A 14,321-nucleotide genomic window follows, 5' to 3' on the forward strand; every position below is an offset into this window, starting at 1 on the left:
GGCGCGGTCGGCGACCGCGCGCCGCGCTTACTGCTTGTCGACCGGCGCGGCCGCGTCGGGCGCGGGTGCAGCGGCGGGCACTGCGGCTGGCGCCGGACGCGCCTTGACCACGCGCACGCCGCGCGCCTTCATCCAGGCGTCGAACTCTTCGGCGGTCATGCGCTTGCCGTTCTGGCTCATGTCGAAGCGCCACGGGGTGTTGTCGAACGCGGTGGTCGGCTTGTAGGCGGCCGGATCGTTCGGCTTCACCGCACCGCCGGCCGGCATCGCGTTGGCCAGGCTCTGGCAGCCCTCGGCGCGCAGCCGCAGCAGCACCCGGTCCAGCGACTGGTCGCTGCTGTAGGACTGCGCCAGCACGCCGCTGGGCATGCCCAGCTGCAGGTTGCGCGTGTACAGCTCCGAGGCGATCGGCGCACCGACCGTGGCCGGCAGCGGCAGCGGCTTGGGCAGCACGTCGCCGGAACAATCCGGTGCGGCGTGAGCGGCAGGAATCAAGGCAAGACCAAGCAGGCCGGCCGTAACGATACGCAGCATCGGTTTTTTTCCATTCAGGCGAGACGACGCCGCGAGTGTAGGCAGGGCCAGGCGCAGTTTCAACCGATACCGGCACTGCATGCGCTAAATAATTGGGAAGGCTGAAAAAGTTCAGCTTGGCAGAGAGCTTTTTGCCGCCTTTGTAGGAGCGGCTTCAGCCGCGACATGTCCTCTCCGGCAAGGCAAATGTCGCGGCTGAAGCCGCTCCTACAGAAGCGCGCGATGGTTTCCGGGCGCACAAAAACAAAGCCCGGCGCGAGGCCGGGCTTTGCTTGAAGCATGAAGCGTCCGATTAGTTCTGGACGTTCAGCTCGGTACGACGGTTCTTCGCACGGCCTTCCGGGTTGTCCGAACCATCCGGGTTGGTGTTCGGCGCAATCGGGCGGCTCTCGCCGTAGCCGATCGGACCGACCAGACGCGAAGCGTCCACGCCGTTCTTGGTCAGGTAGTCATACACGGTGGTCGCACGACGCTCGGACAGCTTCTGGTTGTAAGCGTCGGTACCCTTCGAGTCGGTGTGACCGGCGACCTCGACCTTCAGGTCGGGGTAACGCTTCAGGATCTCGGTGGCTTCGCTCAGGATCGCGATCGCGTCCGGACGCAGGGTCGACTTGTTGAAGTCGAAGTTGACGCCCTTCAGGTCGATCGAGACCGGCACCGGGCAACCGTCCGGACCGATGGTCTGGCCAGGCTGGGAGGTCGGGCACTTGTCGTCGCAGTTGTTGACGCCGTCACCGTCGTCGTCCAGGTCCGCGCAGCTCGGGGCAGCGGTCGGAGCCGGAGCGGCAACCGGAGCCGACGGCGGCGGGCCGAGCGGGATCACGACGCCGACCGAAGCCAGCACGTCGCCGAACCAGTTCTCGGACGGAGCGGCAACGCTCTGGTCGTCGAAGTCAGCGCGGTAGGCCACTTCGGCACGTACGGCAACGCGCTTGTCGAAGGTGGTCTGCAGACCGACGCCGGCCTTGGCGGCAAAGTTGCCGTCCTTGCGCTGGCCCGGGGACACGGCGCCGCCGGTGTCGAACTCTTCTTCCGAACGCTGGTAGCCCAGACCGAACAGCAGGTACGGGTTCCAGCCACGGCCTTCCTGGATGAAGTGGCGACGCAGGTCGAACGAGATGCCGTACTGGCTCCAGTTCAGGTCCTGGTTGGCGTCGAAGTTCGGGTTCTGATAGTTCAGTTCACCGTCGATCGACCAGTTCGGGCTGACGAACTTGCCCAGACCCAGGGTGACGAACGGGGCGTCGTTGGTCAGACGGTCGTTGTCCTGGAAGTTGAAACCGGCCGAACCGGTCAGGTACCAGCGGTCGTCGAATTCCTGTGCGGACGCTGCCTGGGCGACGGCCAGACCGCCCAGCAATGCGGCGGTGAGAATTTTCTTGTTCATTAATACAGCTCCTTGTTTCGGGGATATAGAAACCGATAGGGCATGGTTCAGTACAGATGTCTCGTCACATCCAGACGGCCGTTCCGCACGCCATCGCCGCGCACATTATGCTCGGCATGGTGAAGACCGCGTTAACAGGCACGTAACATGTGAAACCCACGGCCAGACCCTCGGCGCTCGTGGATACACCGTATACAGCTTCATGAAATGATGCAATGCGGTGCTCGGGGCCCTGCCGGCGCTTGTAGACAGTGCGCCGGTCTTGCACGTCCGTCTCACTCCAGGCGTTCCCAGGGCGGCGGATCGGCCAGCTGAACCTGCATGAACTCGACGAAGGCGCGCACCCGCGGCGGCACCAGCCGGCGCTGCGGCATCACCGCGTAGATGCCGGTCTCGGCGATCGTGTACTGCGGCAGGACCTGGCGCAGGCGCCCGTGCCGCAGATCCTCCGCCACATGCCAGACCGAATGCAGGGCGATCCCCTGGCCATTCAGCACCGCATCGCGCAGCACTTCGCCGAAGTTGGATTCCAGCGGCCCACCGACCTTGACCGCCACCTCGCCCTCGGCGCCGTGCAGGTGCCAGGTGTCCTGGCGGCCTTCGGCGCCGGTCAGCAGCAGGCAGGCGTGCGCGGCTAGGTCCGCCGGGGTGGCCGGTTCGCCGCGGCGGCGCAGGTAGTCGGGAGCGGCGCACAACACCCGGCGGTTGCCGGCCAGGCGCCGCGCCACCAGGCTGGAATCGCGCAGCGCGCCGATCCGGATCGCCAGGTCGAAGCCCTCGCTGACCAGATCCACCACGTTGTCGCTCAGGTGCACGCTCAGCCGGATGTGCGGATACAGGGCCATGAACTGCGGCAGCAGCGGCGACACGTACTGGCGCCCGAACGAGGCCGACATGGTCACCCGCAAGGTGCCGGCGGCGCTGCGGCCGGCTTCGCGCAGGCCGCCGGCCAAGGACTCCAGGTCCTCGACCAGCGCACGGCCCTGTTCGGCCAGCTGCAGGCCTTCGGGCGTGGGATGCAGGCGCCGTGTGGTCCGGTGCAGCAGGCGCACGCCGAGATCGCGCTCGAGCCGCTTCAGCCGCTGGCTGGCGACCGCCACCGACAGGTCCAGGCTGCGTGCGGCGGCGCTGATCGACCCCAGGTCGAGCACGCGCAGGAACAGCGCGATATCGCCGATCCGGTCCATTCTCTCGATTCCGTTGAAAGTCACTCAACATATTGCCAGTTTGTGCTGATAAAGCGCGGTCATAGGCTGTGGTCCTCCCGCCTTCCGGAACCACCATGCCCCCCTCCCCTTCGCCTGCCGCCACGCCGCGGCTGCCGCTCGCCTTGTTCGCGCTGACCGCCGGCGCGTTCGGCATCGGCACCACCGAGTTCGTGATCATGGGCCTGCTGCTGCAGGTCGCGGCCGACCTGCAGGTCAGCGTGCCCGCGGCCGGGCTGCTGATTTCCGGCTATGCGCTGGGTGTGTTCGTCGGCGCGCCGCTGCTGACCGTGGCCAGCCGGCGCTGGCCGCGCAAGCGCGTGCTGGTGGCGCTGATGCTGGTGTTCACCGCCGGCAACCTGGCCTGCGCGCTGGCGCCGGACTACGCCACACTGATGGCGGCGCGGGTGGTCACCTCGCTGGCGCACGGCACCTTCTTCGGCGTCGGCGCGGTGGTCGCCACCGGCCTGGTGGCGCCGCAGCGCAAGGCCTCGGCGATCGCCACCATGTTCACCGGACTCACCGTCGCCACCCTGCTGGGGGTGCCGGCCGGCGCCTGGCTGGGCCTGCAGTTCGGCTGGCGCGCGACGTTCTGGGCGGTGGCCGCGATCGGCCTGCTGGCCACCGTGGTGATCGCCGCGCTGGTCCCGGCCAGCGACGACGCCACGCCCGCGCCGCCGCTGCGCGCCGAACTGCACGCAGTCGGTCGCGCGCCGGTACTGCTCGGGTTGGCGACGACGGTGCTCGGCTATGCCGGCGTGTTCACCGTCTACACCTACATCCAGCCGATCCTGACCCGGGTCACCGGCCTGGCCGACGGCGCGGTGTCGCCGCTGCTGCTGGTGTTCGGGGTGGGCATGATCGTCGGCAACGTGCTCGGCGGGCGCCTGGCCGACCGCCATCCGCGGCAGGCCTTGCCGCTGACCCTGGGCCTGCTGGCGCTGGTGCTGGCGGCGCTGGCATTCGCGCTGCGCTCGGCGCCGGCGATGGTGCTGTTGGTCGGCCTGCTCGGGGTGGCGGCGTTCGCCACGGTGGCGCCGCTGCAGCTGTGGGTGCTGGGCAAGGCCGGCGACGCCGGACGGCATCTGGCGTCGAGCCTGAACATCGGCGCGTTCAACCTGGGCAATGCGCTGGGCGCCTGGCTCGGCGGACTGGTGATCGGCCACGGCGGCAGCCTGGCGCACTTGCCCTGGGCGGCGGCGCTGGTCACTGCGGCCGGCCTGGCGGTGGCGCTGCTGGCGCTGCGGCTGTCGCCCGCATCCGAACCTGCGCCGGCGGCGGCCTGCGCCGCGGGCGGTGCGGCATGAGCCGGCGCCTGCACCAGGCCGCGCTGGCCACGGCCTTGCTCGGCGCTGTTGCGTTACCGGCCGGCGCCGCCGAGCGCGACTGGGTCGCGACCTGGCAGGCGAGTCCGCAGCCGCTGTGGGCCGCCGACTTCCCGTTCCCGACCCAGACCCCGTTCAACCTGTGGCGGCAGACCGTGCGCCAGGTGGCGCGGGTCAGCCTGGGCGGCGAGACGGTGCGGGTGGAACTGTCCAACGCCTACGGCCGCGCGCCGTTGCAGATCGGCGCCACGCACCTGGCGCTGGCCGGCGACGGCGCGGCGATCGTGCCCGGCTCGGACCGCGAGCTGCGCTTCGGCGGACAGCGCGCGGTGACCATCCCGCCCGGCGCACCGGTGCTCAGCGATCCGGTCGCACTGAACGTGCCGGACCTGGCCCGGCTCAGCGTCAGCCTGTACCTGCCGCAGCCGACCGCGCCGTCCACCTTCCACTGGGAAGGCCTGCAGAGCGCCTGGCTGGCCGCCGGCGAGCGCACCGCGGATGCGGCGCTGGACGACGCCACGGCGCTGCCGGTGCGACTGTTCGTCAGCGGCATCCAGGTGCGCCGCGCCGACGCCGCCGGCGCGGTGGTGGCGCTGGGCGATTCGATCACCGACGGCGCCGCATCCACCCCGGGCAGCGACCGGCGCTGGCCGGACCAGTTGGCCACGCGGCTGGCGGCGCAGCGCGTGGCGGTGCTCAACGCCGGCATCTCCGGCGGCCGCGTGCTGCGCGACCGCATGGGCAGCAATGCGCTGGCGCGGCTGGACCGCGACGTGCTGGCGCAACCCGGGGTGCGCACGCTGGTCTTGCTGATCGGCATCAACGACATCAGCTGGTATGCCACGCCGTTCGCGCCGGACGATGCGCCGGTCGCCGCGCAGGAGTTGATCGCCGGCTACCGGCAACTGCTGCAGCGTGCGCAGGCGCGCGGCCTGCGCGTGATCGGCGCCACGCTGACCCCGTTCGAGGGCGCGTTGCCGGACACCCCGATCCGCGGCTACTACAGCGCGGACAAGGAGCGCGTGCGCCAGCAGGTCAATGCGTGGATACGCGATGGCAACGGTTTCGATGCGATCATCGATTTCGACGCCCTGCTCCGCGACCCCGCGCACCCCACCCGCATGCTGCCCGCGTTCGATTCCGGCGACCACCTGCACCCCGGCGATGCCGGCTATGCCGCCATGGCCGAGGCCGCCGCGCGCGTGCTCGGCGCCAACGCCAACGCCAACGCCTATCCCGCCGCGGCCTCGCCACGCTGATCGCACCTCCCTTCCGTTCCCCCGCAAAGGAATCCTCACCATGGAATACCGTCATCTCGGCGCCTCCGGCTTCAAGGTCCCCGTCCTCAGCTTCGGCACCGGTACCTTCGCCGGCTCGAACGATTTCTTCGCCGCCTGGGGCAATTCGGACGTGGACCAGGCGCGACGCCTGATCGACATCTGCCTGGAGGCCGGGGTCAACCTGTTCGACAGCGCCGACATCTATTCCGGCGGTGCCGCCGAATCGGTGCTGGGCGCGGCGATCAAGGGCCGCCGCGACCAGGTGCTGATCTCGACCAAGGCCACCTTCCGCTTCGACCCCGACGATCCGAACAGCGTCGGCTCCTCGCGCTTCCACCTGCTGCGCGCGGTCGATGCCGCGCTCAAGCGCCTGGACACCGACTACATCGACCTGTTCCAGTTGCACGGCTTCGATGCGAAGACGCCGGTGGAAGAAACCCTGTCCACGCTCGACGACCTGGTCCGTGCCGGCAAGATCCGCTATCTGGGCGTGTCCAATTTCTCCGGCTGGCACCTGATGAAGTCGCTGGCGGTGGCCGACCGCCATGGCTGGTCGCGCTACGTCGCCAATCAGACCTACTACTCGCTGATCGGCCGCGACTACGAGGAAGAACTGATGCCGCTGGGGCTGGACCAGGGCGTCGGCGCGGTGGTGTGGAGCCCGCTGGGCTGGGGCCGGCTGACCGGCAAGCTCCGCCGCGGCCAGCCGCTGCCGGAAAGCAGCCGCCTGCACGACAAGAAGGTCACCGAAGCCGGCCCGCCGGTCGAGGACGAACGCCTGTACCGGGTGATCGACGCGCTTGAGGCGATCGCCGCCGAGACCGGCAAGAGCGTGCCGCAGATCGCGCTGAACTGGCTGCTGCAGCGGCCCACGGTGAGCAGCGTCATCATCGGCGCGCGCAACGAGGAGCAGTTGCGGCAGAACCTGGGCGCGGTCGGCTGGAATCTCGACGCCGCACAGGTGCAACGGCTGGACGCGGCCAGCGCGGTGGTGCCGCCGTATCCGTACTGGCATCAGCGCGGCTTCGCCGAGCGCAATCCGCGCCCGGTCTGAGTCGAATACGCCGCGCGCCGAAACAACCGCCTCCCCACTCCTGGAGACACCATGAAAGCCGTCGCCCTGACCCGTTACCTGCCGATCGACGATCCGCAGTCGCTGTTCGATACAGACCTGCCCACCCCGCCCGCTCCCACCGGCTTCGACCTGCTGGTGCGGGTCGAAGCGGTGTCGGTCAACCCGGTCGACACCAAGGTGCGCGCCCCCAAGCCGCAGGTGGAAGCGCAGCCCAAGGTGCTGGGCTACGACGCTGCCGGCGTGGTCGAGGCGGTCGGCGCCGATGTCGAGGGTTTCGAACCCGGCGACGAGGTCTACTACGCCGGCGACATCACCCGTTCCGGCAGCAATGCGCAATACCAGTTGGTCGACGCGCGCATCGTCGCCCGCAAGCCGGCGACGCTGGACTTCGCGCAGGCCGCGGCGTTGCCGCTGACCACGCTGACCGCCTGGGAACTGCTGTTCCAGCGCATGCCGTTCGACTTCGACGACGAGCGCAACCGCGGCCGCCGGCTGCTGGTGATCGGCGGCGCCGGCGGCGTCGGCTCGATCGCGATCCAGCTGGCGCGGCACGCCGGCTTCGAGGTCATCGCCACCGCCTCGCGTCAGCAGACCCGCGACTGGTGCCTGCAACTGGGCGCGCAGCACGTGATCGACCACCGCCAGCCGTTGGCGCCGCAGCTGCAGGCGCTGGGCATCGAACAGGTGGATGCGGCGCTGAACCTGGCCGACACCGATCGTTACTGGGACGCGCTGGGCGAACTGATCGCGCCGCAGGGCCATGTCGGCCTGATAGTGGAACCGGCCGGCGCGCTGCGCATCGGCGATCCGTACAAGGCCAAGTGCATCGGCATCCACTGGGAAATGATGTTCGCGCGGGCGCGCTTCAAGACCGCCGACATGATCGAGCAGCACCGGATCCTGGCGCGCACCGCCAGCCTGATCGACGCCGGCGCGTTGCGCACCACGCTGACCGAGACGCTGGCGCCGATCGATGCGGCCAATCTGCGCGAAGCGCACCGGCGGCTGGAGTCGGGCAGCACCATCGGCAAGCTGGCACTGGCCGGCTGGGGCTGAACTGCGCCGCCGCGAGCGCCGCGGCGGCGATGGCTGGCGTCGGAACGGCGTCCGCGCCAGCCGTAAAAGGATCGACGGTGGATCTACCTGCGCAGGTCGCCGGCGGCGATCGCATCGCCGCCGGGGTCCGCGCTCATTCGACCGACACGGTGCCCGAGCGCGGGTAGACGCGGTAGATACGGTTGTTGCTGTTGGAGCGGACCCGGATCTCGTCCCCGGCCACGCCGTCGAGATTGGCGTAACCGACCAGCGTCCACGAACTGCCGAAGCTGCCGGCGCCGTTGATGGTCTGCAGGGTGCCGCTGGCCGGGCGCAGGATCAGCAGGTTGCCGTTGCCGCCCTGCGCCATCGCGACGTCGTTGCCGGCCACACCGTCCAGGTCGCGCACGCCGTTGTCCAGGGTCGCGTACTGGCTGCCGATCCAGTAGCTGTTCAATGCGCCCGACTTCAGCGAGTAGATCTTCACTTCGCTGGGCAACGCGAGCAGCAGTTCGGCGCCGGCGACGCCATTCATGTCGCTGGCGCAGTTGGCGATGTCGGCGCAGATCTTCCAGTTGGTGCCGTTGGTGACCCAGGTCGTGCGCAGCCCTGTATTGCGGCCGTAGACCACCAGGTTGCTGCCGGCTTCCAGCGGAATTTCGGCGCCGGGCAGGCCGTCCATGTCGGCGACGGCGCCGGCGACGACGCGCGAGGCGGTGCCGATGTAGTGGTCGGTGATGCTGCCGTTCCTGGGATAGACGATGCGCAGCAAGGTCGGCGTGGTGATCGCGATCTCGTTGCCGGCGATGGCGTCCACGTCGGCGAATGCGCCGATGTCCCAACTGGTGGTGCCGATATAGATGGCGGCCGTGGTGCGCGCGTAGTGCTTGACGATGGTGAGCTGGTTGCCCTGCTTGAGCACCACCTCCGCGCCGGGCGATCCGTCCACGTCGATGACCGAGGCCAGCGTCCAGGGGGGTGTTGCTCAGCGGATAGCGGGTGGCGGCGCTGCCGCTGACGACATTGATTTCGCTGTAGCCGTTGCAGACCGCTTCCAGACTGCCGTTGCCGTCCAGGTCGGCGGCCTGAATCAGTTCCCCGTAATAGGCGGTGGACGTGCTGCACGACTGTGCGAAGACCTGGGAGGGTGCGGCCGCGGCTGCGGCCATGCACAGCGCAAAGCCCATGTTTCGGATCGGATGGCGCATGGGAAACTCCTTTTAGGGGACAGGTTGGCGACGGTCCGGGGTCCTGCCGCATCCGGACCACCGACGATGACGAACGGCGATGGATTCCCCCCTCCGACGCAGCTGGACAAAACCCGTTTCTGGGATTGCGGTCTTGCTGCCCGGCGTCCGCGCCGGGCGCGGGTGCGCCGCTCGGTCGGCGGCCGGTCCGCGCGCGCCTCTTGCCGTAGCGCGGGATTCGGGGCAACCTGCGCGCTTCCGTACGCCAGCGTATCCAAAGCCATGTCGCCCGCCTCCGGCCAGCCCGACCCGTCCTCCTCCGCCTATCCGCACCTGTTCGCCCCGCTCGACCTGGGCTTCACCCAGCTGCGCAACCGGGTGCTGATGGGCTCGATGCACACCGGCCTGGAGGATCGCGCGCGCGACTTCCCCAAGCTGGCCGCGTATTTCGCCGAGCGCGCCGCCGGCGGCGCCGGGCTGATCGTCACCGGCGGCTTCGCGCCGAACGTGGTCGGCTGGCTGAAGCCGTTCGGCGGCAAGCTGTCGTGGCCGTGGGAAGTGCGCCCGCACCGGCAGGTGACGCGCGCGGTGCACGACCACGGCGCCAAGATCTGCCTGCAGCTGCTGCATGCCGGACGCTATGCCTACCACCCGCTGTCGGTGGCGCCGTCGAAGCTGAAGGCGCCGATCAATCCGTTCACGCCGCGCGCCTTGTCCGCCCGCGGGGTCGAGCGCCAGATCGGCGCCTATGCGCGCGCCGCGCGTCTGGCGCGCGAGGCCGGCTACGACGGCGTCGAAGTGATGGGCTCGGAAGGCTATCTGATCAACGAGTTCGTGGCCCCGCGCAGCAATCGCCGCGACGACGCCTGGGGCGGCGACGCGACCAGGCGCATGCGCTTCGCGGTGGAGATCGTGCGCCAGATCCGCGAGGCCTGCGGGCCGGACTTCATCATCATCTACCGGCTGTCGCTGGTGGACCTGGTCGAGGACGGCAGCGACTGGCAGGAGATCGTGGCGCAGGCGCAGGCGATCGAGGCGGCCGGCGCGACGCTGATCAACTCCGGCATCGGCTGGCACGAGGCGCGCGTGCCGACCATCGCCACCTCGGTGCCGCGCGCCGCGTTCGCCGGCGTCACCGCCAAGCTCAAGCCGCACGTGCGGGTGCCGCTGATCGCCACCAACCGCATCAACATGCCCGACGTGGCCGAGCGCATCCTCGCCGGCGGCGGCGCCGACATGGTGTCGCTGGCGCGGCCGCTGCTGGCCGATCCGCAATGGCCGAACAAGGCGCGGCGCGGCCAGGCGCAGGCGATCAACACCTGCATCGCCTGCAACCAGGCATGCCTGGACCACGTGTTCGAGAACAAGACCGCCAGTTGCCTGGTCAATCCGCGCGCCGCGGCCGAAACCGAACTGAACTACCTGCCCACGACGGCGCCCCGGCGCGTGGCCGTGGTCGGCGCCGGCCCGGCCGGACTGGCCTGCGCCACGGTGGCGGCCGAACGCGGCCACCGCGTCACCCTGTTCGACAGCGCCGCGGAGATCGGCGGCCAGTTCAACGTGGCCAAGCGCATTCCCGGCAAGGAAGAGTTCCACGAGACGCTGCGCTATTTCCGCCACCAGCTCGAGGCCACCGGCGTGGACGTGCGCCTGCACACCATCGCCGATGCGGCGCTGCTGGCGGGTTTCGACGAAGTGGTGCTGGCCACCGGCATTCTGCCGCGCGCGGTGGATTTCCCCGGCGCCGATCATCCCAACGTGGTCAGCTATCTCGATGTGCTGCAGGGCCGGGTGCAAGCGGCGGACAAGGTCGCGATCATCGGCGCCGGCGGCATCGGGTTCGACGTCGGCGAGTTCCTGGTGCACGCCGGCGTCTCGACCGCGCTGGACCCGGCGCGCTGGATGGCCGAATGGGGCGTGGATCCGCAGTTCGAGGCGCGCGGCGCGTTGCGCAAGCCGCAGCCGGAAGCACCGGCGCGCAAGGTGTGGCTGCTGCAGCGCAGTGCCGGCCGTCCCGGCGCGCGCCTGGGCAAGACCACCGGCTGGATCCACCGCGCCACGCTGAAGGCCAAGGGCGTCACCATGCTCGGCGGGGTCGAGTACCTGGGCATGGACGACACCGGCCTGCGCATCCGCGTGGACGGCACCGAGCAGGTGCTGCCGGTGGGCACCGTGGTGGTCTGCGCCGGCCAGGAGCCGCGCCGCGACCTGCACGATGCGCTGCTGGCCGCCGGCCGCAAGCCGCACCTGATCGGCGGCGCCGACGTCGCCGCGGAACTGGATGCCAAGCGCGCCATCGCCCAGGGCAGCCGCCTGGCGGCGCAGCTGTAGGGGCGCTTACCGGGAGCAGGGAAACGACGCGCGCAACGCCTGGATCACCGCGATCGAGGCGCGCTGCTGCAACTGGGCCGGCGGCAACGCGCTCAGCGCGGTGTACACGCGATCGGCCAGTTCGTGCCGCAGCACGCCGGCACCGGCGCACCACTGCACGCCTTCGGCGCCGTCGGCGACGCCGGCGATGTAGAACTTCGCCGCTTCGCTGGCCTGCTGGCGATGGCGTTCGGCCAGGTGCGGTTCCAGCCCGGCAACGGCATCCGGATCGCCCTTGAGCAGTTGCAGCAAGTGCGTCCCGGAGAGTTGATAGACATCGGCGTTCGATGTCTGCGCAGGCGCTGCCAGCACAGGCGTCGCGCCGCCAGCCGACACGCAAAGCGCGAACAGGAACGGGATGCGCAGGGACATGGACACCTCCTCGGATCGCTCGGGCCGATGCCGCCGATCCTAGCAGGCACCGATCTGCTGGCCCGGACTCGGTGCTGTCGCATCGCGCCGCTATAACGCGCAGATGCATCGGACCTCGCCCGCACTGCCCTCGCTGCCGCACGCGGCGCTGGCGGCGTATGCCTGCGCGCATTTCGGCAAGAGCCTGCTGTGGTACGCCGGCGAACTGCTGCTGATCTATTCGCTGACCGAACACGCCGGACTGGAGGCAACCGCCGCCGGGCTGGTATTGGCGCTGGGCCTGCTGGTCAGCGCGGCGATCGGCCTCGGCGCCGGCTGGAGCCTGCGCCGGCAGCTGCGCGGGGTGGCAAGCATCGGGCGCCTGCAATGGCTGGGCCTGAGCGCGGCGGCGCTGGCGCTGCTGCTGGTGTTCGCCGCGCCGCTGCTGCCGGCGCCGCTGCGGCTGGGCTACGTGCTGGTGCTCAGCCTGCTGTTCCGCATCGCCTACGCGGTCTGCGACGTGGCGCAGAACACCTTGCTGAGCCTGGTGCGTTGGCCGTGGCGCGGCCACGACGGCGCCAGCGCATTGCGCCTGGCCGGCAGCGGCGTTGCGGCGCTGCTGATCAGCGTGATCGTTGGCGCGATGCTGGCGCGCGGTGCCGAGGGCGCGGCCTTCGCACTGCAGGCCAGTGCCCTGTTGGCCGCGGTGGCGGCGCTGTGCGCCTGGCATCTGCGGCGCGCGCTACTGCGTGAGGGCGCATCGCTCGCGGGCGCCATCGCCGACGCACCGACGCGCACCGAGCCGGCGCCGTGCTGGCGCGCGATTCCCTGGCAGCCGCTGCTGCTGATCGTCGCGATCTCGCTGACCCTGCCCGCCTTCACCAAACTGGCGCCGTACGTGGCCGCCTACGGCCTGCTCTCGCCAGGCTGGGGCAGCGCGGTGCTGATCGCCTATGCGCTGGGGTCGGTGCTGGTGCAGCCGCTGGCCGCTCGGCTGGGCCGGCACCATCCGCCGCGGCAACGGCTGGCCTGGCTCGGCGTGGCGCTGCTGCTGAGCGCGCCACTGTTCGCGCTGGCGCTGCCGGCGCAGCCGCAGCTGAGTCTGCTGGCGGCCGCATGCATCGGCGCGATCGGCGGCAGCAGCGGCCAATTGGTCTGGGCGTGGCATGCGCAATTGACCGCCAAGCGCGCGGTTGCCCAGCACGCGCTGTGCTTCGCCGCATTGGTCGCCAGCGCGCAGGTTGCGCTGGCGGCCGGCATCGCCGTGATCGGACTGCTGCTGGGCGCGGTGGACTACCGCGAGAGCCATTGCCTGCTGTTGCGCTGGGCGATGGCTGCCGGTCCGCTGGCCTGCGGCGCGCTGTGCCTGCTGTTGGCGTTGCTGTCGGGGCGCCGCCCGCTCAGGCGAAGAAGGCTCGCTGCAATGGCATGAGCGCCGCGCCCAGGGTCACCGCGTCGCCAGCGGTACGCGCGATGCGCAGTTCCGGCAGCGGCGGCGCCAGCCCATGCCGGTTGGGCGCACGAGGAATACGGATGCGTTCGATGAGGCGCTCGCCGATCGGCGCCGGCAGGCGCCCGCCGATGACGATCGCCTGCGGATCCAGGGTGTAGGCCAGGTACGCGCACAGCTGCGAGAACGGCGCTTCGGCCAGCGTCAGCCAGGCGTCCACGCCCGGGCTGTGCGGGCCGATGTCGCCCAGCATCTGCTCCACGCCGGCGTAGTCCTGCCCGGCCGCGCGCGCCAGCGCCAGCAATGCATCCAGGTTCGGGTAGGCCATGCCGCCGACGGTCCAGATGCCGCCGAACTCGCCGGCGTTGCCGCGATGGCCGCGGAACAGACGGCCGTCGGCGATGATGCCGCCGCCGAAGCCGTTAGTCAGGTGCAGGTAGGCGAAGTCGCGACAGTCGCGGCCGACCCCGTACAGGCTCTCGGCCACCGCCGCCGCCGCGCCGTCGTTCTCCACCGTGACCGCGCAGCCCAGCGCGTCTTCCAGGATCGGCCCCAGCTCGACCTGGGTCCAGTCCTCCAGCGCCGGTGGCCCCGCCATCTGCTGGCCCTGTCCGGTGAAGAAGGCCGAGACCGCCATGCCCGTGCCGACTACCCGCGCCGGATCCACACCGGTTTCGGCGAACAGTTCCTCGCGGAACCGCAGCAGCTGCGCCAGCACCGGGGCGCGCCGCATGTCGGCCAGGCCGATGCGACGCTGGCCGCGCACCGCGCCGGCGAAATCGACCAGGGCCAGCGCCACTACGTCGCCCATCAGGCCGATGCCGAACGCGTAGGCGTAGTCCGGGGCCAGACGCACATCGACGCTGGGGTTGCCACGGCCTTCGGCGGCGCGCGCGCCGAGCTGCACCATCCTGTCCTGGACGAAGCCCTGCAGCAGGCGTGCAACCGTGGGCTGCGACAGGCCCAGGTCGCGACTCAGCGCCGCCTGGGTCTGCACCCCTGCCTTGAACACACGGTCGAGCAACTGGCGGCCGCCGGCGCTGACGCGCGGCGGGAAATCGGCATGGAGCATGGGACGACGCGGACCCCGCAGTGGATGTGCGGCAACGCTAGCATGTGGAC

Annotated in this window: 13 protein-coding genes; 6 read left to right on the forward strand and 7 right to left on the reverse strand. The window is 70.3% G+C overall.

Going from position 1 to position 14,321, the window contains the following annotated elements; genetic code table 11:
- Nucleotides 1-27: 27 nt before the first annotated feature.
- From JR064_RS18035 to JR064_RS18050, 4 genes are all read right to left on the reverse strand, one after another.
- Entirely contained in the window at nucleotides 28-534 is a 507-nt protein-coding gene (locus JR064_RS18035; protein WP_179570604.1) for a hypothetical protein, read from the reverse strand.
- A gap of 59 nt (nucleotides 535-593) precedes the next feature.
- Nucleotides 594-815, reverse strand: a complete 222-nt coding sequence (locus JR064_RS18040) for a hypothetical protein (RefSeq protein WP_179570603.1) — start codon at nucleotides 813-815, stop codon at nucleotides 594-596.
- An 11-nt stretch (nucleotides 816-826) separates the two neighbouring features.
- A complete protein-coding gene (locus JR064_RS18045; protein ID WP_145701647.1) occupies nucleotides 827-1,921 on the reverse strand; it encodes an OmpA family protein in 1,095 nt (364 codons plus the stop codon).
- Nucleotides 1,922-2,196: 275 nt separating this feature from the next.
- A complete protein-coding gene (locus JR064_RS18050; protein ID WP_206230646.1) occupies nucleotides 2,197-3,108 on the reverse strand; it encodes a LysR family transcriptional regulator in 912 nt (303 codons plus the stop codon).
- A gap of 95 nt (nucleotides 3,109-3,203) precedes the next feature.
- Here JR064_RS18050 and JR064_RS18055 point away from each other — a divergent pair, with 95 nt between their 5' ends.
- The 4 genes from JR064_RS18055 to JR064_RS18070 are packed head-to-tail and all read left to right on the forward strand — an operon-like array spanning nucleotide 3,204 to nucleotide 7,862.
- Complete coding sequence (locus JR064_RS18055) at nucleotides 3,204-4,433, forward strand: MFS transporter (protein ID WP_206230647.1); 1,230 nt, start codon at nucleotides 3,204-3,206, stop codon at nucleotides 4,431-4,433.
- Nucleotides 4,430-5,710, forward strand: coding sequence for an SGNH/GDSL hydrolase family protein (locus tag JR064_RS18060; RefSeq protein WP_206230648.1), 1,281 nt, complete (start codon nucleotides 4,430-4,432; stop codon nucleotides 5,708-5,710). The genes JR064_RS18055 and JR064_RS18060 overlap by 4 nt, the downstream gene beginning before the upstream one ends.
- Before the next feature lie 40 nt (nucleotides 5,711-5,750).
- The gene (locus tag JR064_RS18065) at nucleotides 5,751-6,785 is read left to right on the forward strand and encodes an aldo/keto reductase (protein WP_206230649.1); all 1,035 of its coding nucleotides are present in this window, start codon (nucleotides 5,751-5,753) and stop codon (nucleotides 6,783-6,785) included.
- A gap of 51 nt (nucleotides 6,786-6,836) precedes the next feature.
- Entirely contained in the window at nucleotides 6,837-7,862 is a 1,026-nt protein-coding gene (locus JR064_RS18070; protein ID WP_206230650.1) for a zinc-binding alcohol dehydrogenase family protein, read from the forward strand.
- A gap of 133 nt (nucleotides 7,863-7,995) precedes the next feature.
- Here JR064_RS18070 and JR064_RS18075 read toward each other — a convergent pair whose 3' ends face one another.
- A complete protein-coding gene (locus JR064_RS18075) occupies nucleotides 7,996-8,808 on the reverse strand; it encodes a PA5033 family protein (RefSeq protein WP_484607064.1) in 813 nt (270 codons plus the stop codon).
- Nucleotides 8,809-9,310: 502 nt separating this feature from the next.
- On the opposite strand from JR064_RS18075, the gene JR064_RS18080 reads away from it, so the two are divergent.
- Nucleotides 9,311-11,359: an NADPH-dependent 2,4-dienoyl-CoA reductase gene (locus tag JR064_RS18080; protein ID WP_206230652.1), complete on the forward strand. Its 2,049-nt coding sequence runs from the start codon at nucleotides 9,311-9,313 to the stop codon at nucleotides 11,357-11,359.
- A 6-nt stretch (nucleotides 11,360-11,365) separates the two neighbouring features.
- On the opposite strand, the gene JR064_RS18085 is transcribed toward JR064_RS18080, so the two are convergent.
- Nucleotides 11,366-11,770: a Rap1a/Tai family immunity protein gene (locus JR064_RS18085; RefSeq protein ID WP_206230653.1), complete on the reverse strand. Its 405-nt coding sequence runs from the start codon at nucleotides 11,768-11,770 to the stop codon at nucleotides 11,366-11,368.
- A gap of 103 nt (nucleotides 11,771-11,873) precedes the next feature.
- Between JR064_RS18085 and JR064_RS18090 the strand changes: the two genes are divergently transcribed.
- Nucleotides 11,874-13,181: an MFS transporter gene (locus JR064_RS18090; protein ID WP_206230654.1), complete on the forward strand. Its 1,308-nt coding sequence runs from the start codon at nucleotides 11,874-11,876 to the stop codon at nucleotides 13,179-13,181.
- Here JR064_RS18090 and JR064_RS18095 read toward each other — a convergent pair.
- The gene (locus JR064_RS18095; protein ID WP_206230655.1) at nucleotides 13,150-14,271 is read right to left on the reverse strand and encodes an ROK family protein; all 1,122 of its coding nucleotides are present in this window, start codon (nucleotides 14,269-14,271) and stop codon (nucleotides 13,150-13,152) included. The two genes, JR064_RS18090 and JR064_RS18095, sit on opposite strands and share 32 nt — an antisense overlap.
- Nucleotides 14,272-14,321 lie beyond the last annotated feature (50 nt).

Source organism: Xanthomonas bonasiae (genome assembly GCF_017163705.1).
GTDB classification, from domain to species: domain Bacteria; phylum Pseudomonadota; class Gammaproteobacteria; order Xanthomonadales; family Xanthomonadaceae; genus Xanthomonas_A; species Xanthomonas_A bonasiae.